Annotated in this window: 23 protein-coding genes; 16 read left to right on the top strand and 7 right to left on the bottom strand. The window is 63.7% G+C overall.

Annotated elements, in window-relative coordinates; translation table 11 throughout:
• Positions 1-9 precede the first annotated feature (9 nt).
• From ABZO33_RS07760 to ABZO33_RS07750, 3 genes are all read left to right on the top strand, one after another.
• Positions 10-858, top strand: a complete 849-nt coding sequence (locus tag ABZO33_RS07760) for a 3-hydroxybutyryl-CoA dehydrogenase (protein WP_414535547.1) — start codon at positions 10-12, stop codon at positions 856-858.
• Positions 859-870: 12 nt separating this feature from the next.
• Positions 871-1,458, top strand: coding sequence for a TetR/AcrR family transcriptional regulator (locus ABZO33_RS07755; protein WP_414535546.1), 588 nt, complete (start codon positions 871-873; stop codon positions 1,456-1,458).
• 1,803 nt (positions 1,459-3,261) lie between these two features.
• Positions 3,262-4,587 (top strand): hypothetical protein, encoded by a 1,326-nt coding sequence (locus ABZO33_RS07750; protein WP_414535545.1) that lies wholly within the window; start codon positions 3,262-3,264, stop codon positions 4,585-4,587.
• 291 nt (positions 4,588-4,878) lie between these two features.
• Here the strand turns inward: ABZO33_RS07750 and ABZO33_RS07745 are convergent, their stop codons facing one another.
• Together ABZO33_RS07745 and ABZO33_RS07740 are read right to left on the bottom strand one after the other, a co-directional pair.
• The gene (locus ABZO33_RS07745) at positions 4,879-5,631 is read right to left on the bottom strand and encodes an anti-sigma factor family protein (protein ID WP_414535544.1); all 753 of its coding nucleotides are present in this window, start codon (positions 5,629-5,631) and stop codon (positions 4,879-4,881) included.
• Entirely contained in the window at positions 5,628-6,146 is a 519-nt protein-coding gene (locus tag ABZO33_RS07740; protein ID WP_414535543.1) for a sigma-70 family RNA polymerase sigma factor, read from the bottom strand. Before ABZO33_RS07740 ends, ABZO33_RS07745 begins: the two co-directional genes overlap by 4 nt.
• 132 nt (positions 6,147-6,278) lie before the next feature.
• On the opposite strand from ABZO33_RS07740, the gene ABZO33_RS07735 reads away from it, so the two are divergent.
• The 4 genes from ABZO33_RS07735 to ABZO33_RS07720 all read left to right on the top strand — a co-directional run bounded on the left by ABZO33_RS07735 (position 6,279) and on the right by ABZO33_RS07720 (position 9,777).
• Complete coding sequence (locus tag ABZO33_RS07735; protein ID WP_414535542.1) at positions 6,279-7,325, top strand: catalase family peroxidase; 1,047 nt, start codon at positions 6,279-6,281, stop codon at positions 7,323-7,325.
• Complete coding sequence (locus tag ABZO33_RS07730) at positions 7,322-7,855, top strand: cytochrome b (RefSeq protein WP_414535541.1); 534 nt, start codon at positions 7,322-7,324, stop codon at positions 7,853-7,855. The genes ABZO33_RS07735 and ABZO33_RS07730 overlap by 4 nt, the downstream gene beginning before the upstream one ends.
• 79 nt (positions 7,856-7,934) lie before the next feature.
• The gene (locus ABZO33_RS07725; protein WP_414535540.1) at positions 7,935-9,152 is read left to right on the top strand and encodes an MFS transporter; all 1,218 of its coding nucleotides are present in this window, start codon (positions 7,935-7,937) and stop codon (positions 9,150-9,152) included.
• 79 nt (positions 9,153-9,231) lie between these two features.
• Positions 9,232-9,777 carry a cupin domain-containing protein gene (locus ABZO33_RS07720; RefSeq protein ID WP_414535539.1) on the top strand — a complete coding sequence of 182 codons (546 nt, stop codon included), beginning with the start codon at positions 9,232-9,234 and terminating at the stop codon, positions 9,775-9,777.
• 156 nt (positions 9,778-9,933) lie between these two features.
• Here the strand turns inward: ABZO33_RS07720 and ABZO33_RS07715 are convergent, their stop codons facing one another.
• Positions 9,934-10,533 carry a 2-hydroxychromene-2-carboxylate isomerase gene (locus tag ABZO33_RS07715; protein ID WP_414535538.1) on the bottom strand — a complete coding sequence of 200 codons (600 nt, stop codon included), beginning with the start codon at positions 10,531-10,533 and terminating at the stop codon, positions 9,934-9,936.
• A 27-nt stretch (positions 10,534-10,560) separates the two neighbouring features.
• A complete protein-coding gene (locus ABZO33_RS07710) occupies positions 10,561-11,292 on the bottom strand; it encodes an SDR family oxidoreductase (protein ID WP_414535537.1) in 732 nt (243 codons plus the stop codon).
• Between the two features lie 89 nt (positions 11,293-11,381).
• On the opposite strand from ABZO33_RS07710, the gene ABZO33_RS07705 reads away from it, so the two are divergent.
• The 6 genes from ABZO33_RS07705 to ABZO33_RS07680 all read left to right on the top strand — a co-directional run bounded on the left by ABZO33_RS07705 (position 11,382) and on the right by ABZO33_RS07680 (position 19,521).
• Positions 11,382-11,945, top strand: a complete 564-nt coding sequence (locus ABZO33_RS07705; protein ID WP_414535536.1) for a TetR/AcrR family transcriptional regulator — start codon at positions 11,382-11,384, stop codon at positions 11,943-11,945.
• A complete protein-coding gene (locus ABZO33_RS07700; RefSeq protein ID WP_414535535.1) occupies positions 11,932-12,525 on the top strand; it encodes a DUF4157 domain-containing protein in 594 nt (197 codons plus the stop codon). Before ABZO33_RS07705 ends, ABZO33_RS07700 begins: the two co-directional genes overlap by 14 nt.
• Before the next feature lie 260 nt (positions 12,526-12,785).
• The gene (gene mexE / locus ABZO33_RS07695; RefSeq protein WP_414535534.1) at positions 12,786-14,027 is read left to right on the top strand and encodes a multidrug efflux RND transporter periplasmic adaptor subunit MexE; all 1,242 of its coding nucleotides are present in this window, start codon (positions 12,786-12,788) and stop codon (positions 14,025-14,027) included.
• A 12-nt stretch (positions 14,028-14,039) separates the two neighbouring features.
• Entirely contained in the window at positions 14,040-17,219 is a 3,180-nt protein-coding gene (locus ABZO33_RS07690) for an efflux RND transporter permease subunit (RefSeq protein WP_401105205.1), read from the top strand.
• A complete protein-coding gene (locus ABZO33_RS07685; protein ID WP_414535533.1) occupies positions 17,216-18,631 on the top strand; it encodes an efflux transporter outer membrane subunit in 1,416 nt (471 codons plus the stop codon). The genes ABZO33_RS07690 and ABZO33_RS07685 overlap by 4 nt, the downstream gene beginning before the upstream one ends.
• Positions 18,632-18,903: 272 nt before the next feature.
• Positions 18,904-19,521, top strand: coding sequence for a LysE family transporter (locus tag ABZO33_RS07680; protein WP_414535532.1), 618 nt, complete (start codon positions 18,904-18,906; stop codon positions 19,519-19,521).
• 97 nt (positions 19,522-19,618) lie between these two features.
• Here the strand turns inward: ABZO33_RS07680 and ABZO33_RS07675 are convergent, their stop codons facing one another.
• The 3 genes from ABZO33_RS07675 to ABZO33_RS07665 all read right to left on the bottom strand — a co-directional run bounded on the left by ABZO33_RS07675 (position 19,619) and on the right by ABZO33_RS07665 (position 21,941).
• Positions 19,619-20,680 carry a hypothetical protein gene (locus ABZO33_RS07675; protein ID WP_414535531.1) on the bottom strand — a complete coding sequence of 354 codons (1,062 nt, stop codon included), beginning with the start codon at positions 20,678-20,680 and terminating at the stop codon, positions 19,619-19,621.
• A 96-nt stretch (positions 20,681-20,776) separates the two neighbouring features.
• Positions 20,777-21,172 carry a hypothetical protein gene (locus ABZO33_RS07670; protein ID WP_414535530.1) on the bottom strand — a complete coding sequence of 132 codons (396 nt, stop codon included), beginning with the start codon at positions 21,170-21,172 and terminating at the stop codon, positions 20,777-20,779.
• 67 nt (positions 21,173-21,239) lie between these two features.
• Entirely contained in the window at positions 21,240-21,941 is a 702-nt protein-coding gene (locus ABZO33_RS07665; RefSeq protein ID WP_414535529.1) for an NrtR DNA-binding winged helix domain-containing protein, read from the bottom strand.
• A 142-nt stretch (positions 21,942-22,083) separates the two neighbouring features.
• On the opposite strand from ABZO33_RS07665, the gene ABZO33_RS07660 reads away from it, so the two are divergent.
• The 3 genes from ABZO33_RS07660 (at position 22,084) to ppnN (ending at position 25,459) form a co-directional block, all read left to right on the top strand.
• Positions 22,084-22,734: a nicotinamidase gene (locus ABZO33_RS07660; RefSeq protein WP_414535528.1), complete on the top strand. Its 651-nt coding sequence runs from the start codon at positions 22,084-22,086 to the stop codon at positions 22,732-22,734.
• Positions 22,731-23,930 carry a nicotinate phosphoribosyltransferase gene (gene pncB, locus ABZO33_RS07655; RefSeq protein ID WP_414535527.1) on the top strand — a complete coding sequence of 400 codons (1,200 nt, stop codon included), beginning with the start codon at positions 22,731-22,733 and terminating at the stop codon, positions 23,928-23,930. The genes ABZO33_RS07660 and pncB overlap by 4 nt, the downstream gene beginning before the upstream one ends.
• Before the next feature lie 155 nt (positions 23,931-24,085).
• Complete coding sequence (ppnN, locus tag ABZO33_RS07650; RefSeq protein ID WP_046855903.1) at positions 24,086-25,459, top strand: nucleotide 5'-monophosphate nucleosidase PpnN; 1,374 nt, start codon at positions 24,086-24,088, stop codon at positions 25,457-25,459.
• Positions 25,460-25,528: the final 69 nt, after the last annotated feature.

The raw sequence follows: 25,528 nt of genomic DNA, 5'->3' as shown, positions 1-25,528 counted from the left end.
GTCAGCAGCATGAACATCGAACACATCGCCGTGATCGGCGCCGGCACCATGGGCAACGGCATCGCCCAGGTGTGCGCACTGGCCGGCTACCAGGTCCTGCTGGTGGACGTTTCCGACGCCGCGCTGGAGCGCGGCGTGGCGACCCTGGGCAAGAACCTCGAGCGCCAGGTCAGCAAGGGCACCATCGACGCCGACAAGGCCAGCGCGGCCAAGGCGCGCATCCGCACCAGCACCGACTACGCCCAGCTGGCCAGCGCGCAGCTGGTGATCGAGGCGGCCACCGAGAACCTCGCCCTCAAGCAGCGCATCCTGCAGCAGGTGGCGGCCAATGTCGGCGCCGAGTGCCTGATCGCCACCAACACCTCGTCGCTGTCGGTGACCCAGCTGGCGGCCTGCATCGAGCAGCCGCAGCGCTTCATCGGCGTGCACTTCTTCAACCCGGTGCCGATGATGGCGCTGGTCGAGATCATCCGTGGCCTGCAGACCAGTGACGCGACCTACGCCCAGGCGCTGCTGGTCACCGAGCGGCTCGGCAAGACGCCGATCACCGCCGGCAACCGCCCGGGCTTCGTGGTCAACCGGATCCTGGTGCCGATGATCAACGAGGCGATCTTCGTGTTCCAGGAAGGCCTGGCCAGCGCCGAGGACATCGACACCGGCATGCGCCTGGGTTGCAACCAGCCGATCGGCCCGCTGGCCCTGGCCGACCTGGTGGGCCTGGACACGCTGCTGGCGATCATGGAGGCCTTCCACGAAGGCTTCAACGACAGCAAGTACCGCCCCGCCCCGCTGCTCAAGGAGATGGTTGCCGCCGGCTACCTGGGTCGCAAGAGCGGCCGCGGCTTCTTCACCTACTGACGGAGCCGCGCCATGCCCCCGGTCAACGCGGCGCTGCGCTGCGCCAATTTCGAGGAGCGGCGCGACCGGGCCATGGCCCTGTTCGCCGAAAAAGGCTTCGGCCAGGTCAGCATGCGTGAGCTGGCGGCGCACGTGGGCTTGACCGCAGGCTCGCTGTACCACCACTTCCCCAGCAAGCAGGACCTTTTGTACGACCTTATCGAGGAGTTGTACGAGGAGCTGCAGGCCACTCTGGACCAAGGCCGCCGGGCGCGGGCCCAGGGCAAGCCGGTGCTGGCCTGCCTGATCGCCGCGCACTGGCAGTTGCATGGCGAGCGGCCGTTGCAGTTTCGCCTGGCCGAGCGGGACTTCTGCTGCCTGAGCGAGGACCAGCAGGCGCGCCTTGCGCAATTGCGCGAACGCTACGAAACCGGGCTGCTGCGCCTGATTGCGCCGCAGGCGCGGTTGGCCGGGGACACCCTGGCAGCCACCGGGCATGTGCTGGCAACGCTGCTTAACCAGTTGCCTGGAATGTTGCGCGGCAAGGGCCTGGGCGAAGCCGAGGGGGTTGGGTTGATGGAGGGTCTGGTGGTGGGCGCCATGGAAAGGACGCTCGGTTAGCGCTTTGATCACGCCCTACAGACTGCCCCCCAACGCCCGCCGCAACTGTTCGCCACGGGCATCGTCCACCGCGCTGACCAGGACAAAGCTGTAATCCCCATGGGACCAGTAGCAGAATGCGGCCAATTCGGTGATCGAGGCGCTGCTCGACGGGGATGGAAATGGAGCAGGTGGACAAGGCTGAACTGCGTATCGTATGAGGGCTTGCAGGGCCTCATCGCGGAGCAAACCGCTTCTGGCTGTGAGAGCGGTTCTGCGTGTGTAGTCATGCCCCGGCGGGATTGATCACTTCCACACCAGCCTGCTCATAGCACTCCAGTGTTATTACCTCTACCTGATATTTTTGCCAGTTGTTAGAAACCTTGCATGCGCCTCTAATAAGGCCATCAAGCAAGGCGCACTGTTATGGATTCTTCAGGCAGTAAGTCGCCACGCGAGCTGATGCTGGCGGCAGTTCGACCAGAACCTGCTTGGTACGGCAACAGGTTAGCCCATCGTGAAACAACACATGCCTTCGCCGAAGCATTGAATGTGTTCCCATTGACTGAGTGTCGCGAAGTCGCTACGGGACAAGCTACTGGGAAAATATCGAAGACCAAATGTATCAGCTGTATTGTTCAGGGGCGGACCATCACGCGCTGATCAAGGAGAATAGAATTGAACTATCGTATCCAACCAAGCACCTTCTTTATCGTCCACGCGCTGATGTTATGTGCAATACTGGCCTGGAGCGAAGGGGCGTATTCCAAAACCGTTCCGTACATCTTAGTGTCTGCTAAAAATCAAACATGCGCAGTCAATTTCGAAGGAGGTAATTACACAACAAAAGTCGCATGCAAACTCCCTGGCGATGCCCCAGCAGAAAAAGTCATTATCGATGGCGGGTATCCAACTCCGTTTAGCTTCTGCGCATTGGATGAGCACGGACTCAGGCAGTATTGTGTAATAGGCAGCACATATACAAACCCAAACATTAGCATCTCCCTCATAGACCCCGATCCAGCACACAACTTTCTTGGAGTGCTAAAATACACCAACCCCCCCTACAGAACTGCAAAAATTGAATATGGACCACCTGTTACAGCGGTAGAGCTGTATCCTGGACTAAACTTGCAAGGCATTCGACTATGTGTCGTGTTCCTCTCCCAAGGCGACTCCAAGCGAACATGCGATGAATCAGGACGGCAAGCCGGATCTGCACGAATACTTGGGATTCCCGAATCGCCACCTAATACTAATATAGCCCCGGATGTAATTTGCTTAAGAACGCCTAAAGACGAATCCAATCGTTGCTTCCGCTCGACCTCATTTTCGGCCCCCGTTCGGATCATGGATATTAACAGCAAAACCCCCCCCAGAAATGGTGTAGTCATCACTACAAAGGGAGGAAACCTATCAGGCTCACTGTACAGCATAGATAATTTATGTACCCCCCCTCCCGATAGATGCCGTGCCTCCACGGCCAGCGAACCAGAGCGGCCCTAGGGTCTGTACGAAAAGTCTTGAGACGCAGGTCAGGCAAGGCGAAAACAGCCGAGGAACGGTCGGAGTCGCGCACGACTGTACTGAGTACATGAGCATTCCGAGGCTGTTTTCAACGCAGCATGAACAAGTATCAAGGCTTTTCGTCAGAGCCTTATCACGGGGCAAGCCCGCTCCTGCACTGTGGGACAGGTCAGCGTATGTAATCACGGTATCGAGGGGGGATTGCTTCCCTACAACAGATACTCATGGCTTTCCAGGTACTTGCCCCTACCTGATGTTTCGCCTCCAGATGAATCTATTGAGCAAGGGAGCAAAATTATGGATTCTGCAACTAGAAAGTCGCTGGCGGTTCTTACGGTAATTTTCCTGCTTTCAGCGTGCTCTTCCATCAAACAGATTTCTGCGCCGGTGACCACCGAGCTACCCGTGCTGCTCGAACTTGGCCCAGCAATGGACCGCCAAGCTTGGATCGACCAACAACACCAACTGAATCTCGCGCCCTATCTGAATGATTTGCTTGACGACCCCGCCAATCGGGAGCTTCGGCCGGTGAAGGTCAATCCGGCGCTGCTCGGGCGCGAAGCCAGGTTGATCTCGGTACAAGTGGCGGATCACCAGGTCGTGCGCTACCAGCTTCGCTGGTCCGCTGACGACAACCCGGTCAAGACCTACTGGTACGGCGACAGCCCCTCCGATCGCAATCAGCGATTCACCTCCCCCGCAGAGGTGGACGTGGATCCGATCAACTGGATGTCGCTGGCTCGCTACGGCGACAAGGTACTTGGGGACATACATGTCGATGGCCAACTGTATCGGCTCGATTACCTGGGAGCGGGGCAGCAGGTGCTGATCAAGGTCGACCCCTCGAAACGCACACTTGCCCAGACCTGTCTACAGGTGGAAGACCCGGATCCTTCGCTCCCCAGCCAGCTTGCTGCACGGCGGCCTGCAGTACAACCGAGGGCAGTCAGTATCATCCGGGTCATGATGATGAGTACTGTCGAGGCCCGTGCGGGTTATTCCCGGCGGCCGACAGACTATCCAAGCCTCTCGGATATCATGGAAGATCGCCTGATATTTGCCAATCGACAGTTAAAGGACAGTGGCGTGGACATCCAGTATGAGTTTGCTGGATATATTGAAAGTATTGTCAGTGAAAAAAACCTGACACCCAACGCTGTCTTGAACTTGATCCGCATGCGTGGCAGCGATGCTTATAACCAGATGCAGGCTGAGCGTGAACGCTTGCGTGCCGATCTGGTACTCACCGCCATTATTGATCCAAGCGTATTCGGAAGTTATTATTTGGCGTCACGCAAGGAAACCGGGTTTTCCACATGGAACGTGCTGGGCGACCACCTCGACATGGGGCATGTCTTGGGCCACAATATAGGCGCTCAGCATTACTGGAAAAGCGGCGACCCCGATTTCGACCCGAAATACCAACACGGTTATCTACTTCCCGGTGGCAACGCGATGACCATCATGGCAGATTATGAAGATTGCAGAACCTGCACGAGGTTGAACTACTACTCGAACCCTCGTAAAGTGTGGCAGGGCGTACCGCTGGGCACGGCAGAGCGGCATGATGCCGTACGTCGGTTGAATGAGCGACGCACAGAGGTTGAGGCATTCTATCCTTGATCACAGTTTTACCTGCGGCCTGAGATTTACTACGCTGATGTTTCAGCGGCACTGCTGAAACGCCCTACCTGCGCTGACAGCATGTAGCTCTAGATATTCTGCCGGTAAAAAATAGACGAAGGTAAACGGGCGAGCACTATGCAGACATGCAAGCTCAGGCTGTTTGGCCAGCATCGCCGTGGCGATGACTGGGTCATTTTAATCATTCACATAGCAGAGAGTGCCCGCTTTATGTCCCCAATAAATTACTTGAACGCTTTTGAAAAGTAGATGGCGCCGGCCTCGATCTGCCTACAGGCTGACGTCCAGCGCCCGGCGCAACGACTCGCCGCGTGTGTCATCCGCCGCGCTGACCAGGGCAAAGTTGTAATCGCCATGGGACCAGTAGCGCGCCTCCAGCTGGCCATCGGTGCGCTGGCCGGTAGGCATGCGCTCGAAATGCTCGCCGGGTGAACGCAGGAACAGGCTGATGCGCTGCCCCTGGCGATCTTCGAACACCAGCAACGCCGCTGGCCCCGCCTCGTTGCTCAACAGCCGCGCCCCCACTGGCGCAAAGCCATAGCCCGCCAGGTCCGGCAGGCGGCCGACGCGGTTGAAGTGAGTGCCCAGCCAGGCCTGCAGGCGTGCCGGGTCGCGAGCCTCGATATCCAGCGTGCTGGCCTCGGCGAACAGCCTGTGGGCCTGCACCGCATCGGCCATGGGCAGCATGCCGGCGAACAGCGTCGCCTCACGCGCCTGCCAGCCGCCCAGCCCGCCCAGGCCTACCGCCAGCATCAGCACCGCCGCTGTGGCCAGACGGCGCTGCCGACGTTGGCGCAGGCGGCGACGCAGTGGCGCCAGGTCAAGGTCCGGATCGCTCGGCCGCTCGCCAAAGCCGGCCAGGGCCGCCCGCAGGCACCGGGCATCGGCACGCCAGGCCTCGATGCGCGCGGCCTCCCGCGGATTGGCGGCCAGCCAGGCCTGCACCTCGGCCCGGCGCGCCGGCTCCAGGCGCTCGTCAACATAGGCGTGCAACTCGTGCTCGGTGGGGATCAGGCGTGTCATTTGAGTCTCCGCAGGGCCGGGGGCGTGGGGCTGCCCTCGGTCAGTTCACGCAGGGCGGCACGGGCACGCGACAGGCGCGACATCACGGTGCCGATGGGGATGCCAAGGGTTTCGGCCGCCTCCTTGTAGCTCAAGCCCTCGACACTGACCAGCAACAGCAATGCCCGCTGCTCGGGCGACAAGCGGGCGAAGGCCTGCAGGTCGGCCTGGGCCAGCACGATGCTCTCGATCTCGCCGCCCGCCGGCTCCTCGGCCTGGCCCCGGCCGAACCAGGCCAGCCAGCGCGCATGCAGGCGCTCGCGGCGCTTGCCGTCGAGGAACAGCCGGTAAAGGATGGTGAACAGCCAGGGGCGCAGGCTGTCGGTATCACGCTGCTGGCCGCGACGGCTCAAGGCGCGCTCGACCGTGGCCTGAACCAGGTCGTCGGCGCTACCGGGCTCGCGGGTCAGCCACAGGGCGAAGCGGCGCAGGCGCTGCAGCAGCTCGCGCCATTGTTGGTCGTCCAGGTCATGCATGGTCGGGTTCCGGGCCCTGCGGGCTGTCAGTGTACAAGGCAGACGCGCGGGCACGGAATCTATTCCCCCGCCGGGAATAAATCGTTGGCCCCTGCGTCGTACCGGTTCATTCCACCTGACCGGACCGTTCCCATGACGACTCCCCTGCACGGCCCCGCCAAGGCCCTGCGCCTGGCCGCCATCGCTGCCACGCTCGCCGCCCTGGGCGCAGGCTTTGCCTACGCCGCCGGCTGGATCGGCGCGCCAAGGCTGACCCCGCAACGCATCATCGACACCTTCGAAGCCCAGGCCGGCCACCACCCCGGCTACCGGAAGAACCATGCCAAGGGCCTGTGTGTCAGCGGTTACTTCCAGGCCAGCGGCCAGGCCGCCTCGCTGTCCAGTGCCCGGGTGTTCAGCCAGCAGAAGGTGCCGGTGATCGGCCGTTTCGCCATCGGCGGCGCCAATCCGTTCGCGCCGGACACCGCCATACCGGTGCGCAGCCTGGCACTTCAGCTGACCAGTGACGACGGCCAGGTCTGGCGCACCGGCATGAACAACCCGCCGGTGCTGGCCGTGAGCACGGTCGAAGGTTTCTATGAACAGGTCCTGGCCGGCACTCCGGACCCGGCCACCGGCAAACCCGACCCGGCCAGGCTGCAAGCCTTCTTCGCCGCCCACCCGGAGAGCGCGGCGTTTCGCCAGTGGGCAGCCAGCTACAAACCCAGCGACAGTTTCGCCAGCACCGCCTACAACAGCATCAACGCCTTCCGCCTGATCGATGCCAAGGGCCAGGCGCACCCAGTGCGCTGGGCGCTTGAGCCGCAGGCCGCCTACGCCGCCTTGCCCGCCCAGGTCGACGACAAGCAGTTCCTGCAGCACGACCTGCAGCAACGCCTGGCCCAGGGCCCGCTGCGCTGGACCTTGCGCCTGACCCTGGCCGAGCCCGGCGACCCGGTGGACGACCCTGCCCGCCCCTGGCCCGCCGAACGCCGCAGCCTCGATGCCGGCACCCTGGTCATGGAGCAGGTCGACGGCCCCGAGCAAGGCGCCTGCCGCGACCTGAACTTCGATCCATTGATCCTGCCTCACGGCATCGAACCCTCCGCCGACCCGATCCTCGCCGCCCGCTCGGCCGCCTATTCGGTGTCGTTCAACCGCCGCAGCCACGAGTCGCTGACCGAAGGAGCCCGCCCATGAGCGCCACTGCCTTTCACCCCCTGGCCCGGCTGCTGCACTGGCTGATGGCCGTGCTGATCCTGGCCATGCTGTTCATCGGCGTGAGCATGGTCGCCGACCTGTCGCCCCGCCACCCGTGGTTGATCGAGCTGCACAAGGCCACCGGCCTGGCCCTGCTGGTGCTGGTGATCCTGCGCATCATCCTGCGCCTGAGCCTGGCGCACCCGCCACTGCCTCGCGACCTGCCCGCCCTGCAGCGCCTGGCCGCCGGCGCCTCGCACCTGCTGCTGTATGGGCTGATGCTGGCCATGCCGCTGCTCGGCTGGGCGATGCTCTCGGCAGGCGGCTACCCCCGCCCGCTGCAACTGCCCGCCATCGCTCCCCACGACCTGCAACTCTATGCCGTGTTGCGCGAGGCTCACGGCTGGGCCGGCTACCTGCTGTTCGCCACCGTGCTGGTGCACCTGGGCGCGGCCTTGGTGCATGGCCTGGTGCGTCGCGACGGCGTCTTGCGTAGCATGTGGCCAGGTCCGTTGCGTCGCGGTGAGTGAGCACCGCCAGGGCTCGACAAATGTAAATAATAATTACTAACATCGACGCTCATTTCGTCGAACCGCCCTGGACTGCCTTATGAACGTTGCAAAGGACCCTGCCACGCTTGCCCCGGTGAGCAGCCCGCCCAGCACCCTGGACCTGCGCCCGCTGATGCTGGCCAACATGGCCTGCACCATGTCGATGATGGCCTTCGTCGCCCTGATCGGCCCGATCGCCCGCTTGCTGGGCATGGCCACCTGGCAGGCCGGCGCGGCGGTGACCGTGGCCGGCGTGGTCTGGGTGCTGCTGGCCCGGCCCTGGGGGCGCCTGGCCGATCGGCTTGGGCGGCGCCGGGTACTGCTGCTGGGCAGTGGCGGCTTCACCCTGGCCTACTGGGTGCTGTGCCTGTTCATCGACGGCGCATTGCGCTGGCTGCCGGGCGCGACCCTGGCCTTCTTCGGCCTGATGCTGGCCCGGGGCATGATCGGCGCCTTCTATGCCGCGCTGCCGGTGGGCGGCAACGCGCTGATCGCCGACCATGTCGAACCGCAGCGCCGGGCACGGGCCATGGCCTCGCTGGGTGCGGCCAACGCGGTCGGCCTGGTGCTGGGCCCGGCCCTGGCCGCACTGCTGTCGCGCTACAGCCTGAGCATGCCGTTCTATGTGCTGTCGCTGCTGCCGGCCACGGCGTTCTTCGTGCTGCTGTTCAAGCTCAAGCCGCAGCCGTTGGCCCAAGTCCATGCGCCCAACCCGGTGCGGCTGTCCGACCCGCGTCTGCGCAGGCCTCTGCTGGTGGCCTTCAGCGCCATGCTGAGCATTACCGTGTCGCAGATCGCCGTCGGTTTCTTCGCCCTCGACCGCCTGCAGCTCGAGGCCGGCGCCGCCGCCCAGGCCGCGGGCATCGCCTTGACCAGCGTGGGGGTGGCGCTGATGCTGGCCCAGGTGTTCCTGCGCCAGTTGGAATGGCCACCGCAGAAGATGATCAAGGTCGGCGCCTGCGTATCCGGGCTCGGTTTCGCCGCCGCGGCCCTGGCCACCAGCGCGCCATGGCTGTGGGGCGCGTTCTTCGTCGCCGCGTTCGGCATGGGCTTCGTGTTCCCGGCCTTTTCGGCCCTGGCGGCCAATGCCATGCACGCCAGCGAACAGGGCGCGACGGCCGGCTCGATCGGCGCCGCCCAGGGCATGGGGGCGGTAATCGGACCACTGGCCGGCGCCCTGGTCTACGCCCTCGATCCGCGCCTGCCGTTCCTGGCCGTGGGTGCCCTGCTGTTGCTGGTCGGGCTGTGGCCGGCAGGGTCTGACCAGCGCCACTGATGCGCACAGCGCGCAAGCCTGCAGAGTGTGTTTTAATGCCTCGCCCATTATTTTTGACACCTCTGCAAACAAGGCGGCTATGGACACGGGGACACGACTCAAACTGGTGCGTGAACGCAACAACCTCTCCCAACGGGAGCTGGCCCGCCGCAGCGGCCTGACCAACTCGACCATCTCGCAGATCGAGCAGAACCGCGTCAGCCCTTCGGTCAGCTCCCTGAAGAAACTGCTCGAAGGGATCCCCATGTCCCTGGCCGAGTTCTTCAGTTTCGACGAGCCGGTGCGCGAGGAGCGCTTTGTGTTCCGTGGCGGCGAACAGCCCGACCTGGGCCGCAACGGCCTGCGCATGCTGCTGGTCGGCGCCAGCGTCGAAGGTCGGCAGATGCGCATGCTGCGTGAGCTGTACGCACCGGGCGCCGACTCCGGCGAGCCGATCGTGCATGCCGAAGGCGAGGAATGCGGCCTGGTCACCCGTGGCACCCTGGAACTGTGGGTCGATGGCCAGGTGAGCATTCTCAACGCCGGCGACGGCTACTACATCCCCACCACCCTGCCCCACAGCTTCAAGAACATCGGCCCCGACGAGGCCGAGATCATCAGCGCCAACACCCCGGCGAATTTCTGATTCGCCAAAAGGGTTTCAGCGCTTGTGAGATCGAGCTCCGCCCGCGCGGCGCTCGATCTCACTAGCGCTACAACCCTGACGACATGCTCCTGACAGCCATGAAGCAATAGCGCCCAAGATCTTTGAAAGCGCTGCCTGCAAGAACGTGGTTGTACTTCATGCCTGCCTGACCAAGGCCTGCTCGACGAAATCCAGCCGGTCCTGGCCGAAGAACATCTGTCCATCGACGAAGAACGTCGGCGCCCCGAACAAACCGCGCTCGACCGCCTCCTCAGTGGCTTTGCGCAAGGCGTCCTTGACCTCTGGCCGGGCGGCCAATTCATGGAACATCTCGGCCTCGAAGCCACCGGCGGCCAGGGTTTCATTCAGTACCGCGGCGTCCGCCAGATTGCGCCCGTGCACGAACAGTCCTTCGAAAAGCACCTTCAACAAGGCTTCGAAACGCTCTTCGGCGAACAGCTGCACCCCCGTCAACCCACGCATCAAGGTCAAGGTATTGACCGGAAACCCTGGCGGCAGGGTCAGCGGCACGCCATAGCGATCGGCATAGCGCTTGAGGTCGATGCGCAGGTAACGCCCCTTGGCCGGCACCATGACCGGCGAGGCATTGCCGGTGGCCTGGAACACTCCGCCCAACAGAATCGGCTTGTACACCAACCGCGCCCCATGACGCGCGCACAGGGCGGGTAGCTGGGTAGAAGCCAGGTAAGTTGCCGGGCTGCCCAGGTCCAGGAAGAACTCGACGGTCTTGCTCATGATTCAATCCTTGTATGAGGGTGGGATTTACCAGCGCTCCATCCACGGGCGCAGGTCAAGCTCGAAGGTCCAGGCGTCCCGTGGCTGGGCGTGCAGGAACCAGTAACTGTCGGCGATGTGCGCAGGATCGAGGATGCCGTCCTGGTCCTTGAGCGCATAGCGTTCAGGGAAGCTGTCGCGGATGAAGGCAGTGTCGATGGCACCATCGACCACCACATGGGCGACATGGATGTTCCGCGGCCCCAGTTCCCGCGCCATGCTCTGGGCCAGGGCGCGCAGGCCATGCTTGGCACCAGCGAAGGCGGCGAAACCGGCCGCACCGCGGGTACCAGCGGTGGCACCGGTGAAGAGGATGGTGCCGCGTTCGCGAGTCACCATGCGCCGGGCGACCGCCTGGGCAGTGAGAAAGCCGGCGAAGCAAGCCATCTCCCAGATCTTGAAGTACTTGCGCGGGGTTTCCTCGAGGATGCTGCACGGCACATTGGCGCCGATGTTGAAGACAAACACCTCGATCGGGCCGATATCGCGCTCGATGGTCTCCACCAGTTCGGCGACCTCCTCTTCCTTGCGCGCATCCGAGCCAAAGCCATGGGCCTGGCCGCCAGCGGCACGGATCTCGTCGACCAGCGGCTGCAGCTTCTGCGCCTCGCGCCGGGTCACGCAGGCAATGTAGCCCTCACGAGCGAAACGCTTGGCAATCTCGCCGCCGGTAGCATCACCCGCCCCGATCACCAGCACGACCTTTTGTTGTTCTGCCATGGACCGCCCCATTGATGAATGATCGTTTAGTAAACGAACGCTATGCTACGATCAGCTCATCGTCAAGCCCACACCACGAGGTTGCGCGCATGCGCTATGCCACCGACCACAAGCAACAGACCCGCGAGAAACTGCTGGCCAGCAGCGGCGCCCTGGCCAAGCGCGGCGGTTTCGCCGCCACTGGCGTGGCCGGGCTGATGAAGGCCATCGGCCTGACCGGCGGCGCCTTCTACAACCACTTTCCGTCCAAGGACGACCTGTTCAGCGAGATTGTCCGCCGTGAATTGGCCAACAGCCCGCTGGCGCGCCTGGTCGAACGTGGCACCGACCGTACGCGGCTCAAGCGCCTGCTCGACCAGTACCTGAGCCTGGCACACCTGCACAATGCCGAAGGTGGATGCCCGTTGCCGCCACTGGGGGTGGAGATCGCCCGCGCCGAACGGCCGGTGCGCGAACAGGCCGAACACTGGCTGCTGGAATTGCACCAGGCCTGGAGCGAAACCCTGGATGACCCCGACCTGGCCTGGGCCTTGCTCAGCCAGTGTGTCGGCGCGCTGGTGGTGGGGCGCATGCTGGCCAGCGAACCGGTACAGGCACAGGTGCTGGACGCCAGCCGCAAGCTGGTCGAGCGGGTCTTTGATGAGGTTCGCTAGCACGCTGCTGGGGTTGCTGATGACCCTGCCCGCCTTCGCCCAGGACAGCTGCCCGGCCGGGCAGTATCAGGTCTGCCTGGTGGTGTGCTTCTGCGCGCCCATCGACCCCAACCAAGGAGGCCAGGTGCTGCAGGATGTCGAGCGCATGGCCACCGGCAGCCTGGTGTTCGCCCTGCGCCAGGCCCGCGACGAAGCCACCGCCAACGGCACGCAGCCGATTCCCCTGCATATCCGTGCCCAGCTCGAACCCTGGTACGACTTCGCCGTGCTCGACGCGGCACGTTACCGGGTCGGCAACGAACAGCAGGTCAGCGCCGCCAATGCACTACTGCAGAACCCGGACGTCAACGCCGTGACCCTGATCGACACGGTCATCTTTCGCCGCCCCGCCGATGCCGAGGACAACGTGGCGTTGTGGGCCCATGAGCTCAAGCACGTGCAGCAGTACCAGGAACTGGGCGTCGAGGGCTTCGCCCAGCAATACACCCGCGACTACCAGGCGCTGGAGGGGCCCGCCTACGAGATCGAGGCCAAGGTGGCCAAGGCATTGCGTGAAAAGGCCGCTGGCGGGCCGCGCTGACTCAACAGCCTGGCCCGAACGGCACTTTGAACTGAGCGTGGGAGCGGGCTTGCCCCGCGATTGCGTCCTGATGCCCTAACGGCATCGCGGGGCAAGCCCGCTCCCACGGGTAAACGTTGAAGTCGACACCATGCACCATTGTCGATGACAGCACCCGACATATCATTGCCCGTGATAATAACCTTCGCTCCATTTGATTCGTGCGTCACGCGCAAGACACTCAAACTCCGCCCACTACTAATATCTCGGCGGAGTTCTCCATGGATCACTCACTCAAACCCTTGCGCTTCCCCCTCGCTGCCCTGGCAGTGGTGGTGCTCAGCGCTTGCGGTCGCACCCCAGACGCCGTGCAGGCTCCCGCCGCGCCCAAAGTCAGCGTCGCCAAGGTGATCGAACAACCGATCAACGAATGGGACGAGTTCACCGGCCGCCTCGAAGCACCGGAAACCGTCGAAGTGCGCCCACGGGTGTCCGGCCAGATCGACCTGGTCGGCTTCACCGAAGGCGCCCAGGTCAAGAAAGGCGACCTGCTGTTCCAGATCGACCCGCGCCCATTCCAGGCAGAAGTGCGCCGCCTCGAAGCCCAGTTGCAACAAGCCAAGGCCACCGCCATCCGCAGCGCCAACGAAGCCCGCCGTGGCGAGCGCCTGCGTGACAGCAACGCCATCTCCGCGGAACTGGCCGAGTCGCGCACCAGCGCTGCCGCCGAAGCCCGCGCCGGGGTCGACGCGATCCAGGCCCAGCTCGACCTGGCCCGCCTGAACCTGAGCTTCACCCGCGTCACCGCGCCGATCAGCGGCCGGGTCAGCCGCGCCCAGTTCACCGCCGGCAACATCGTCACGGCCGACGTCACCCCGCTGACCAGCGTGGTTTCCACCGACAAGGTCTACGCCTACTTCGACGCCGACGAGCGCGTGTACCTCAAGTACAGCCAGCTCGCCCGCGACGGCCAGCGTGGCCAGAGCACCCCGGTGTACCTGGGCCTGACCAACGAGACCGGGAACCCGCACCTGGGCCAGATGAACTTCGTCGACAACCAGGTCAACCCGCGCACCGGCACCATCCGTGGCCGCGCCGTGTTCGACAACCGTGACGGCCAGTTCACCCCCGGCCTGTACGCGCGCCTGAAGCTGGTCGGCAGCGCCCAGTACGATGCCGTGCTGATCAATGACGAAGCGGTCGGCACCGACCTTGGCAAGAAATTCGTGCTGGTCATGGACAAGGACAACAAGGCCGCCTATCGCGCGGTGGAACTGGGGCCCAAGCTCGAAGGCCTGCGCATCGTGCGCAGCGGCCTGGGCAAGGACGACCGCATCGTCGTCAAGGGCCTGCAGCGCGTGCGCCCCGGCTCGCCGGTAACCCCGGAAGAAACCGCCATGGCCAGTGAACAGACCCTCGCCGCCCTCGCCCAGCAGCGTCAGGCCCTGGAAGCCAGCAATCCGGCGCCGAAGGTTGCCGGCGCCAATGTCAAAGTCGCCAGCGCCCAAGCGCCGCGCGGTTAAGGGACAACACCGATGAACTTTTCGAAATTCTTCATTACCCGGCCGATCTTCGCTGCGGTGCTGTCGCTGGTGCTGCTGATCGCAGGTTCGATCTCGCTGTTCCAGCTGCCGATCAGCGAATACCCCGAAGTGGTCCCGCCCACCGTGGTGGTGCGCGCCAACTTCCCCGGCGCCAACCCCAAGGTGATCGGCGAAACCGTCGCGGCGCCGCTGGAGCAAGCCATCACCGGTGTCGAGAACATGCTGTACATGTCCTCGCAGTCCACCGCCGACGGCAAGCTGACCCTGACCATCACCTTCGCCCTGGGTACCGACCTGGACAACGCGCAGGTGCAGGTGCAGAACCGCGTCACCCGCACCCAGCCCAAGCTGCCGGAAGAAGTGACCCGTATCGGCATCACCGTCGACAAGGCCTCGCCCGACCTGACCATGGTCGTGCACCTGACCTCGCCGGACAACCGCTACGACATGCTCTACCTGTCCAACTACGCCATCCTCAACATCAAGGATGAGCTGGCGCGCCTGGGCGGCGTCGGCGACGTGCAGCTGTTCGGCATGGGCGACTACTCGCTGCGCGTGTGGCTCGACCCGAACAAGACCGCCTCGCGCAACCTGACCGCCAGCGACGTGGTGGCGGCGATCCGCGAGCAGAACCGCCAGGTTGCCGCCGGCCAGCTGGGCGCCCCGCCCGCCCCAGGCTCGACCAGCTTCCAGCTGTCGATCAACACCCAGGGCCGCCTGGTCAACGAGGAAGAGTTCGAGAACATCATCATCCGTGCCGGTGCCAACGGCGAGATCACCCGCCTGAAGGACATCGCCCGGGTCGAGCTCGGCTCCAGCCAGTACGCCCTGCGCTCGCTGCTGAACAACCAGCCGGCCGTGGCCATCCCGATCTTCCAGCGCCCGGGCTCCAACGCCATCGAGATCTCCGACGAAGTGCGGGCGAAGATGGCCGAACTGAAGAAGGACTTCCCCGAAGGCATGGACTACAGCATCGTCTATGACCCGACCGTGTTCGTCCGTGGTTCCATCGAGGCGGTGGTGCACACCCTGTTCGAAGCGCTGATCCTGGTGGTGCTGGTGGTCATCCTGTTCCTGCAGACCTGGCGCGCCTCGATCATCCCGCTGCTGGCCGTACCGGTCTCGCTGATCGGTACCTTCGCGGTCATGCACCTGTTCGGTTTCTCACTCAACGCGCTGTCACTGTTCGGCCTGGTGCTAGCCATCGGTATCGTGGTGGACGACGCCATCGTCGTGGTGGAGAACGTCGAGCGTAATATCGGCCTCGGCCTGAAGCCGCTGGAAGCGACGCAGAAGGCCATGAGCGAAGTGACCGGCCCGATCATCGCCACCGCGCTGGTGCTGTGCGCCGTGTTCGTGCCGGCGGCATTCATCTCTGGCCTTACCGGGCAGTTCTACAAGCAGTTCGCCCTGACCATCGCCATCTCCACCGTGATCTCGGCGTTCAACTCGCTGACCCTGTCGCCGGCCCTGGCCGCCGTGCTGCTCAAAGATCACCATGCGCCGAAGGACCGTTTCTCGCGGTTCCTGGAAAAACTGCTGGGCAGCTGGCTGTTCGCCCCGTTCAACCGTTTCTTCGACCGCGCCAGCCATGGCTACGTCGGTGGCGTGCGTCGGGTCATCCGCTCCAGCGGCATCGCCCTGTTCGTGTATGCCGGCCTGATGGGCCTGACCTACCTTGGCTTCTCGTCCACCCCGACCGGCTTCGTCCCGTCCCAGGACAAGCAGTACCTGGTGGCCTTCGCCCAGTTGCCTGACGCCGCCAGCCTCGACCGTACCGAGGCGGTGATCAAGAAGATGAGCGAGATCGCCCTCAAGCAGCCAGGCGTGGCCGATTCGGTGGCCTTCCCGGGCCTGTCGATCAACGGTTTCACCAACAGCCCGAACAGCGGCATCGTGTTCACTCCGCTCAAGCCGTTCGACGAGCGCAAGGACCCGAGCCAGTCGGCGGCGGCCATCGCGGCAGCCCTGAACGCCCAGTTCGCCGATATCCAGGACGCCTACATCGCGATCTTCCCGCCTCCGCCGGTACAAGGCCTGGGCACCATCGGCGGTTTCCGCCTGCAGATCGAAGACCGCGGCAACCTGGGCTATGAAGCGCTGTACAAGGAAACCCAGAACATCATCGCCAAGAGCCACAACGTGCCCGAACTGGCGGGCCTGTTCACCAGCTACCAGGTCAACGTGCCGCAGGTCGATGCCGCCATCGACCGGGAAAAGGCCAAGACCCACGGCGTGGCGATCAACGACATCTTCGACACCCTGCAGGTCTACCTGGGCTCGCTGTACACCAACGACTTCAACCGCTTTGGCCGCACCTACCAGGTCAACGTCCAGGCCGAGCAGCAGTTCCGCCTCGACGCCGAGCAGATCGGCCAGCTGAAGGTGCGCAACAACCTGGGCGAGATGATCCCGCTGGCGACCTTCCTCAAGGTCAGCGACACCTCGGGGCCTGACCGGGTGATGCACTACAACGGCTTCATCACCGCCGAGATCAACGGTGCCGCGGCCCCCGGCTACAGCTCCGGCCAGGCCGAGGCGGCAATCGAGAAGTTGCTGAAAGAGGAACTGCCCAACGGCATGACCTTCGAGTGGACCGACCTGACCTACCAGCAGATCCTCTCGGGCAACACCGCGCTGTTCGTGTTCCCGCTCTGCGTGCTGCTGGCCTTCCTGGTGCTGGCCGCCCAGTACGAAAGCTGGAGCCTGCCGCTGGCGGTGATCCTGATCGTGCCGATGACCCTGCTGTCGGCCATCACCGGGGTGATCATCTCCGGTGGCGACAACAACATCTTCACCCAGATCGGTTTGATCGTACTGGTGGGCCTGGCGTGCAAGAACGCAATCCTGATCGTCGAGTTCGCCAAGGATGAACAGGCCAAGGGCCTCGACCCGCTGGCTGCGGTACTGGAAGCCTGCCGCCTGCGTCTGCGGCCGATCCTGATGACCTCGATCGCCTTCATCATGGGTGTGGTGCCGCTGGTGTTCTCCTCCGGCGCCGGTGCCGAGATGCGTCACGCCATGGGTGTGGCGGTGTTCTCGGGGATGATCGGGGTGACCGTGTTCGGCCTGTTCCTGACCCCGGTGTTCTTCTTCCTGATCCGCCGTTTCGTCGAGCGTCGCCAGGCCCGCAAGGCCGAGCACGCCGTGGCACTGGAGAACCATGCATGAAGTTGCTCAAACACCTGACTCCGAGCCTGCTGGCACTGGCCCTGGCGGCCTGCGCGGTGGGCCCGGACTACCAGGCCCCGCTGACCGAACCGGCCAAGCTGGACGCCGGCCTTGAAGCCAGAGCCTATGACCGCAGCCGCTTCGAAAGCGTGTGGTGGAAACAGTTCGACGACCCGGTGCTGAACCAGCTGGTGCAGGCATCGCTGGACAGCAACCGCGACCTGCGCGTGGCCTTCGCCCGCCTGAAAGCGGCGCGGTCGATTCGCGAGGACGTGTCCAACGACCAGATCCCCGTGGTCACCAGCCGCGCCAGCAGCGACCTGGGCAAGGGCCAGGTGCCCGGCCAGACCGAGCGCCGGGTCAACAGCGAGCGCTATGACCTGGGCCTGGACATGGCCTGGGAGCTTGACCTGTTCGGCCGCATCCAGCGCCAGATCGAGGCCAGCGAAGCCCAGGAAGCCGCCGCCGAAGCCGACCTGCAACAGCTGCAGGTCAGCCTGATCGCCGAGCTGGTCGACGCCTACGGCCAACTGCGCGGCGCCCAGCTGCGCGAGCAGATCGCCGTGGCCAACCTGAAAACCCAGCAGCAGTCGCGGGACATCACCGTGACCCTGCGCGACACTGGGGTCGGCAACGAGCTCGACGTGGTCCGCGCCGACGCCCGCCTGGCGGGTGTCGAAGCCACCGTGCCGCAGTTGCAGGCCGAACAGGTACGGGCCAAGAACCGCATCGCCACCCTGCTCGGCCAGCGCCCGGACGCCATGACTGTCGACCTGTCGCCCAAGGCCCTGCCGGCTATCGCCAAGGCCTTGCCGGTGGGCGACCCCGGCGAGCTGCTGCGCCGCCGCCCGGACATCCGCAGCGCCGAGCGCCAGCTGGCCGCGGCCACGGCCAACGTCGGCGTGGCCACCGCCGACCTGTTCCCCCGGGTCAGCCTTAGCGGCTTCCTCGGCTTCACCGCCGCACGTGGTTCGCAGATCGGCTCCTCGGCGGCCAACGCCTGGGGGCTGGGCCCGAGCATTACCTGGGCGGCGTTCGACCTGGGCAGCGTGCGCGCCCGCCTGCGCGGCGCCAAGGCGGATGCCGAAGGGGCGCTGGCCAACTACGAACAGCAAGTGCTGCTGGCCCTGGAGGAGTCCTCCAACGCCTTCAGCGACTACGGCAAGCGCCAGCAGCGCCTGCTGGCGTTGATGCGCCAGAGCGACGCCAGCCGCAAGGCGGCGGACCTGGCCTCGGTGCGCTACCGCGAAGGCACGGTGGACTACCTGGTACTGCTCGACGCCGAGCGCGAGCGCCTGAGCGCCGAAGACGCCCAGGCCCAGGGCGAGGTCGAGCTGTACAGCGGCATCGTCGCGATCTACAAGGCGCTTGGCGGCGGCTGGCAACCCGAAGTGGTGGCCAGCTCGCGCTGACCGCCCCCTGATGTAACGGCTCCTTTGGTTGGTTCCTCCCCCAACCGTTTGCCCCGAAGGCCTTGGTCTTCGGGGCTTTTTTATGCCTCGCTGCTGCCTAGGCGTATTCCCTGGATCGGCCTTTCACGTGTTCGACGTTGGAGTTGCAGCGCTCTTCAGATCGAGCGCCGCTGCAAGGGTCGCGACGGACACTGCACCGTCATGGCTTTGCAAACGCCGCGAATGATGGCATATATCGAGGTCTGCCTGCCCCCTTCACCAGGAGACTCCCCATGCTCGGCGTGACCGACTACGGCGCTTTCGTGATCGCGTTCCTCATCCTCCTGGCGATCCCCGGCCCCGGCAACTTCGCCCTGATCACCGCCACCGGCAAGGGCGGCATCAAGGGCGGGCTGGCCGCCACTTTCGGGGTGATTCTCGGCGACCAGGTGCTGATGTGGCTGGCCGTGGCCGGCGTGGCCACCTTGCTGGCCACCTACCCCACCGCCTTCCACGTGGTGCAGTGGGCCGGCGCCGCCTACCTGGCCTGGCTCGGCCTGCGCATGGTGCTGAGCAAGCCCGGCGGCGCGCCGCGTGACAGCGGCATGGCCAGCGGCCGCTACCTGCGCCAGACCATGATGATCACCCTGCTCAACCCCAAGGCGATCATGTTCTACATGGCGTTCTTTCCACTGTTCATCGACCCGGTGCGCCACCAGGGCGTGGTCACCTTCGCCTTTATGGCGCTGACCGTGGCCGGGCTGACCCTGCTCTACGGCCTGATCGCCGTGCTGCTCACCCACCGCCTGGCCGAGCGCATGCGCGCCAGCCCACGCATCGCCAACCTGCTCGAACGCCTGGCCGGTGTCTGCCTGGTGGGCTTCGGCATCAAGCTGGCGGCGATGCGCTGAGGTTCAGGCGTCGTGTAAACACATAACCATTGACAAAGCTGCGGATATCATCGCACCGACTCGTCCGCAGTGAATTCGATTGCCACCGAGGGGGCACTCACACACTCGAGCGGGGAAACAGGTGTTGCTCAACAAGGAACTTATCAATTCCTCCCAGCTCGAGCCGGGACCTGCAAAAGATCTTTTTCATCCCTTCGTCCAGCATCCCCTTAAATCTAGGAGAAAATATCAACCTATCCTTGAGCGCAAGCATTAAGTCGGAGACATCCCATCGCCCCTGCTGCGTCGAGATATCACAACGCTCGAAAATCTCTTGCTTGAATTTATTATCAAGCGCTCCAACATAGAAATACGACTCTCCATCAAAATTTTTTTTGGCCAGGAACGTAAAAAAATAATCTTCTCCTGGAAGCGTCATGTCCCTACAGGCAGAAAACATATAGCCAGGCTCATTAACCAAAAACTTCTTCACCACAATCGGCTGTTTGCCTTCCTGCACATCAACCGCCACTTTATCGTGAATATAGGCAACCCGTTCTCTCGCAGCCTGCTGATCATCAAGATGCCCCGTCATTATAAGCCTGGCTTCTTCAACCCCTTCCCCAGGGCTTTCAAGCGCAAGCGCTTCAAGCTCTTCAACCATAATCTTCAAAGCGCGTACTTTCTGGTCGTAGTCAGCCTTCTCTCTTCCGAGCGCTCTCATGAACTGAAGGTTCATCAAATGAAAATTGTCTGGGTCGGACATCTTGTCGAGCTCAAAAAACAATTTGCCATCATGCTCCTTGCAATAACCAATGAATGTCGTAGCCGACTTTACAGGCGTCTCCTTGAAACACATCTCATAGGGATTCTCTCTTAGATCATCCGTGAGAGCGTCTACAAACACTCGATCATTTTCTCTTTCAGCAAGGAACCTGACCTGTCGACTTTCAGCTATCTCGTGCGACCTGATCGCGACATTTGTACAGCCTTGAAAGCAACAGAGAAAATCGCTTGCTTTCACCTTGGCGCGCAGACGATTGAAAGCCTTTCTGAAGCTATTCCTGAGGCGATCACTCGGATTACTCAATAAGAAAGATCTAACAACCTCAGCCAGCACTTCATCCTGCTCAGCCAACTCCGCCACCAAGGTTTCAACACCTAGATAGTCCAAATCCACTATTTCGCTCCCCATTTATTAGCCGGTACGCAGCAGAGTGAAGCAGTATTTTTGTCTTAAATTGAACTGACAAGCATCACCGCCACGTATTGGGTTTCAAGCATCGCGCAGCAGGTCGTGGGCGTCGAGCAGGCGGAAGGCCACCTGCGGATTGCGCTCCAGCCCGCGGCGGATGGCAGCGGGGATCGACTGGCGGGTCTTGCGGCACAGCCCCGTCTGCACCGCAAGCTCGATGACAATACCACGCATGGTGCGTACCTCGTTGAAGCCCGGGGCGATATGCACGCGGATGCCCAGTTGTTCGTAGAGGCGCGCCTGCAGGCGCTGCAGGTCCTCCAAATCCTTCAGGTTTTCCAGGCGCTCGACCAGGCGCTTCTCCTCCTCGCGGGTGAGCAGCAGGATGCGTCGCTCGGGGCCGTCGGCCAAGTCTTCGCGGCCGCAGTCGCAGGCGCCCGGCGGACAAGGATGGCGTAATGGAGGCAGGTTGGTCATGGGGCAAGGATAGTCGCTACCCGACTACTGCTGGAAGTGGCCGCACCGCGATTACGGCCTGGCCTGACTATCCTCCCGCCAGCAGGCTGCGGTCGAACATGAACGCCCCGTTCCCCTGTGGGGTATGCCGGTACAGCTGCTGTGGCCGTCCCAGCCTGGGCTGGTTCTTCTCTCCGGTGTCCTGCACCCAGCCTTCACTCTTCATGCGCTCCAGGCGTTTGCGCAACGAAGTGTTGTTGACCGGCTGGCCCAAGCACGCCTGCGCTGCGGCCAGGGCATCCAGCACGGTGAACCGTTCCGGTGCCAGGTACAACGGCAGGTTGGTGTACACGGCCTTGGCCGCCAACCGTTCACAGGCGCGCTCGACCAGCAGGCCATGGTCGAACGGCAGCGACAGCTCACGCGACAGAACGCTTTGAAGGTCAAAGAAGGCAACCTGCGCGTTCTCTACCACGACCGCAGGATCGAGCAGCGCCAGGTAGTAGGTGCTCAAGGTCCAACCCCGCGGGTCGCGAACGCCATTGCCTTCGGTGCCTACCTGCTCCAGATGGCGGGGGACCACCTTGGCCTTTTCCGCCAAGGCCCGCGCGGCGGCGGCATCGAGACTGTTGTCCGAGGTGCTGCCATTGACGATGACACCTGGCAAGGCCCATTGGCCGTTGTAGGGCTCGCGCCCACGCCGGTGCAGTAATACCTCCAGGCAAAGGCTGTGCGGCGACAGGCGCAGCGCGATGATATCCACGCTGGCCAGGACTTGTGCTGCGCTCACGGTACGATTCCTTCTGGTAACCCACCTATATTCCACCAGAGCCACTAAGTCTATCAAGGGCTAATTATAATTTAGGGATAGCCTTGACACATATAATGCACCAGGTGAATTATATAGCCATCTCAGCCGAGAACCTCTGCCCATGATCATCGCCAGCTTCGACGTCGACGCGCAAAACGGCTTTACCGCCAACGCTCCCCAGGAGTTGCCGGTACCTGGCGGCCACCTGATCGCGCCTGCGCTCAACACCATGGCCCAGCGCGCTACGCTGCGCCTGGGCAGCAAGGACGCCCACCCGGCCAATGCCGCCTGGGTGGTCGCCGACGCCGGGCAGATGCTGCAACCGCTGCCCCTGGCCAACGCCGACCTGACCTGGGTCAGCCACTGCGTCCCCGGCACGCCCGGCTTCGAACTGCTCCCCGGCCTGCCCGCCCCCATCGACTACGACTACTTCATCTGGAAAGGCGTCGAACCCGACCTGCACCCCTACGGCGCCTGCTACCACGACCTGGCCGAACGCCGCTCCACTGGTGTCATCGAGTTCCTCAAGGTGCAACAGGTACAGGCGATCATCGTAGGCGGCCTGGCGCTGGACTACTGCGTGCGCACCACCGCCCTGCAACTGCGCCGAGCCGGTTTCGAGGTGTTGCTGTACCTGCCGGCCTGCCGCGCGCTGAGCGCTGATGGCGCACAGGCTGCCTGCACTGCAATGGCCAATGCCGGCATCCAGTTGTGCGGCGACGAACAGGCCCTCGACGACCAGCTCACCGCCCTCAAGGAGGCTCGCCCATGAGCGACAGCGTTTTCGGCCCACGGATCATCCAGAACCTGCTGGATACCGACTTCTACAAGATCACCATGATGCAGGCGGTGCTGCACAACTACCCCAACGCCGAGGTGGAATGGGAGTTCCGCTGCCGCAACAATGAGGACCTGGCGCCCTACCTCGCCGAGATCCGCTACCAGGTCGAGCAGTTGGCCGATGTGTCGATCACCCACGACCAGCTGGCGTACCTGGAGAAGATCCCCTTCATCAAGGCGGACTTCATCCGCTTCCTCAGCCTGTTCCGCTTCAACCTGCGTTATGTGCAGGTGGGCCTGGACGACGCCGGGCAGCTGGCGATCCGTCTGCGCGGCCCCTGGCTGCACGTGATCCTGTTCGAGATCCCGCTGCTGGCGATCATCAGTGAAGTGCGCAACCGCTATCGCTACCGCGAGGTGGTGATCGAGCAGGTCGGCGAGCGCCTCTACCAGAAACTCGACTGGCTCAAGGCCGAGGCCAGCAGCGACGAGCTGGCCGGCCTGCAGCTGGCCGACTTCGGCACCCGCCGGCGTTTCTCCTACCGGGTGCAGGAAGAGGTGGTGCACATCCTCAAGCGTGACTTCCCCGGGCGTTTCGTTGGAACCAGCAACGTGCACCTGGCCCGCGAATACCAGATCAAACCGATCGGCACCATGGCCCACGAATGGTTCATGGCCCACCAGCAGCTCGGCCCGCGCCTGGTGGACAGCCAGGCCGCCGCCCTCGAGTGCTGGGTGCGCGAGTACCGCGGCCAACTGGGCATCGCCCTGACCGACTGCATCGGCATGGACGCGTTCATGGAGGACTTCGACCTGTACTTCGCCAAGCTCTTCGATGGCCTGCGCCATGACTCGGGCGAGCCGCTGGCCTGGGCCGAGAAGGCCATCGCCCACTATGAGCGGCTGGGGATCGACCCGAAGGGCAAGACGCTGATCTTCTCCGATGGGTTGGATTTCCAGAAGATGCTTGAGCTGTACCGTGCGTTGAACGGCAGGATCCATGTCAGCTTCGGCATCGGCACCAACCTGACCTGCGACATTCCCGGCGTCACGCCGATGAACATGGTGATCAAGATGACCGCCTGTAACGGCGCGCCGGTGGCGAAGATTTCCGATAGCCCGGGTAAAACCCAGTGCCGGGACGAGAATTTCGTGGCGTACCTGCGGCATGTGTTCAACGTCCAATAACCCCGGGGCTGCCATGCAGCCCTTTCGCCGGCAAGCCGGCTCCCACAGGCTAGGCACTGCGGTCCAAGGTTTTTCACCAAGGCCCTCGTTGCCACGCACATTTGCTTGTATGGTGTTGTCCAAGAAGGATGTTTTACCCGCACAGGAAAGACCAGATGCCCCAACGCAATGTCATCAACGCCTCCGTCAGCCCCAAGGGCAGCCTGGAGACGCTGTCGCAACGTGAAGTCCAGCAACTGAGCGAAGTCGGTACCGGCAGCCTCTACACCCTGTTCCGCCAGTGCGCCCTGGCCATCCTCAACACCGGCGCCCATGTCGACAATGCCAAGACCATCCTCGAGGCCTACAAGGACTTCGAGGTGCGCATCCACCAGCAGGACCGCGGCGTACGCCTGGAACTGCTCAACGCCCCCGCCGACGCCTTCGTCGATGGCGAAATGATCGCCAGTACCCGCGAGATGCTGTTCAGCGCCCTGCGCGACATCGTCTACACCGAGAGCGAACTGGCCAGCCAGCGCATCGACCTGGAAAGCTCGCAAGGCATCACCGACTACGTCTTCCACCTGCTGCGCAACGCGCGCACCCTGCGCCCCGGTGTCGAGCCGAAGATGGTGGTGTGCTGGGGCGGCCACTCGATCAGCACCGAGGAATACCAGTACACCAAGAAGGTCGGCCACGAACTGGGCCTGCGCAAGCTGGACGTCTGCACCGGCTGCGGCCCGGGCGTGATGAAAGGGCCGATGAAGGGCGCCACCATCGCCCATGCCAAGCAGCGCATGCACGGCAGCCGCTACCTGGGCCTGACCGAGCCGGGCATCATCGCCGCCGAGGCGCCCAACCCGATCGTCAACGAGCTGGTGATCCTGCCGGACATCGAGAAGCGCCTGGAAGCCTTCGTGCGGGTCGGCCACGGCATCATCATCTTCCCCGGCGGCGCCGGTACCGCCGAGGAGTTCCTCTACCTGCTCGGCATCCTCATGCACCCGGACAACCAGGGCCTGCCGTTCCCGGTGGTGCTCACCGGGCCGCGCAGCGCCGAGCCGTTCCTGCTGCAGTTGCATGCCTTCGTCGGCGCCACCCTCGGCGAGGCAGCGCAGCGCCACTACCAGATCATCATCGACGACCCGGCCGAAGTGGCCCGGCAGATGGTCGAAGGGCTCAAGGCGGTCAAGCAGTTCCGCCGAGAGCGCAACGACGCCTTCCACTTCAACTGGCTGCTGAAGATCGACGAAGGCTTCCAGCGCCCGTTCGACCCGACCCACGAGAACATGGCCAACCTGGCGCTGCGCCGCGACCTGCCGCCCCATGAGCTGGCGGCCAACCTGCGCCGGGCGTTTTCCGGGGTGGTTGCCGGCAACGTCAAGGACAAGGGCATCCGCCTGATCGAGGAGCACGGGCCGTACCAGATCCGCGGCGATGCGGCGATCCTCGACCCGCTCGGGCGTCTGCTGCAGGCGTTCGTCGACCAGCACCGCATGAAGTTACCCGGTGGGGCGGCGTATGTGCCGTGCTATGAAGTAGTGGCCTGAGGGCACTGGGGGGCCGCTTTGCGGCCCTTTCGGCGGAGAGCCGGCTCTCAAAAGAGCAGATAATTCCTG

It is taken from the genome of Pseudomonas sp. CAM1A (genome assembly GCF_047501685.1).
Taxonomy (GTDB): Bacteria; Pseudomonadota; Gammaproteobacteria; order Pseudomonadales; family Pseudomonadaceae; genus Aquipseudomonas.
This window is presented reverse-complemented; position numbering and strand designations above follow the sequence as displayed.

Coding starts and splice junctions, on each gene's coding strand:
- ABZO33_RS07760 (WP_414535547.1), top strand. CDS start 10: ATGAACATCGAACACATCGCCGTGATCGGCGCCGGCACCATGGGCAAC.
- ABZO33_RS07755 (WP_414535546.1), top strand. CDS start 871: ATGCCCCCGGTCAACGCGGCGCTGCGCTGCGCCAATTTCGAGGAGCGG.
- ABZO33_RS07750 (WP_414535545.1), top strand. CDS start 3,262: ATGGATTCTGCAACTAGAAAGTCGCTGGCGGTTCTTACGGTAATTTTC.
- ABZO33_RS07745 (WP_414535544.1), bottom strand. CDS start 5,631: ATGACACGCCTGATCCCCACCGAGCACGAGTTGCACGCCTATGTTGAC.
- ABZO33_RS07740 (WP_414535543.1), bottom strand. CDS start 6,146: ATGCATGACCTGGACGACCAACAATGGCGCGAGCTGCTGCAGCGCCTG.
- ABZO33_RS07735 (WP_414535542.1), top strand. CDS start 6,279: ATGACGACTCCCCTGCACGGCCCCGCCAAGGCCCTGCGCCTGGCCGCC.
- ABZO33_RS07730 (WP_414535541.1), top strand. CDS start 7,322: ATGAGCGCCACTGCCTTTCACCCCCTGGCCCGGCTGCTGCACTGGCTG.
- ABZO33_RS07725 (WP_414535540.1), top strand. CDS start 7,935: ATGAACGTTGCAAAGGACCCTGCCACGCTTGCCCCGGTGAGCAGCCCG.
- ABZO33_RS07720 (WP_414535539.1), top strand. CDS start 9,232: ATGGACACGGGGACACGACTCAAACTGGTGCGTGAACGCAACAACCTC.
- ABZO33_RS07715 (WP_414535538.1), bottom strand. CDS start 10,533: ATGAGCAAGACCGTCGAGTTCTTCCTGGACCTGGGCAGCCCGGCAACT.
- ABZO33_RS07710 (WP_414535537.1), bottom strand. CDS start 11,292: ATGGCAGAACAACAAAAGGTCGTGCTGGTGATCGGGGCGGGTGATGCT.
- ABZO33_RS07705 (WP_414535536.1), top strand. CDS start 11,382: ATGCGCTATGCCACCGACCACAAGCAACAGACCCGCGAGAAACTGCTG.
- ABZO33_RS07700 (WP_414535535.1), top strand. CDS start 11,932: ATGAGGTTCGCTAGCACGCTGCTGGGGTTGCTGATGACCCTGCCCGCC.
- mexE (WP_414535534.1), top strand. CDS start 12,786: ATGGATCACTCACTCAAACCCTTGCGCTTCCCCCTCGCTGCCCTGGCA.
- ABZO33_RS07690 (WP_401105205.1), top strand. CDS start 14,040: ATGAACTTTTCGAAATTCTTCATTACCCGGCCGATCTTCGCTGCGGTG.
- ABZO33_RS07685 (WP_414535533.1), top strand. CDS start 17,216: ATGAAGTTGCTCAAACACCTGACTCCGAGCCTGCTGGCACTGGCCCTG.
- ABZO33_RS07680 (WP_414535532.1), top strand. CDS start 18,904: ATGCTCGGCGTGACCGACTACGGCGCTTTCGTGATCGCGTTCCTCATC.
- ABZO33_RS07670 (WP_414535530.1), bottom strand. CDS start 21,172: ATGACCAACCTGCCTCCATTACGCCATCCTTGTCCGCCGGGCGCCTGC.
- ABZO33_RS07660 (WP_414535528.1), top strand. CDS start 22,084: ATGATCATCGCCAGCTTCGACGTCGACGCGCAAAACGGCTTTACCGCC.
- pncB (WP_414535527.1), top strand. CDS start 22,731: ATGAGCGACAGCGTTTTCGGCCCACGGATCATCCAGAACCTGCTGGAT.
- ppnN (WP_046855903.1), top strand. CDS start 24,086: ATGCCCCAACGCAATGTCATCAACGCCTCCGTCAGCCCCAAGGGCAGC.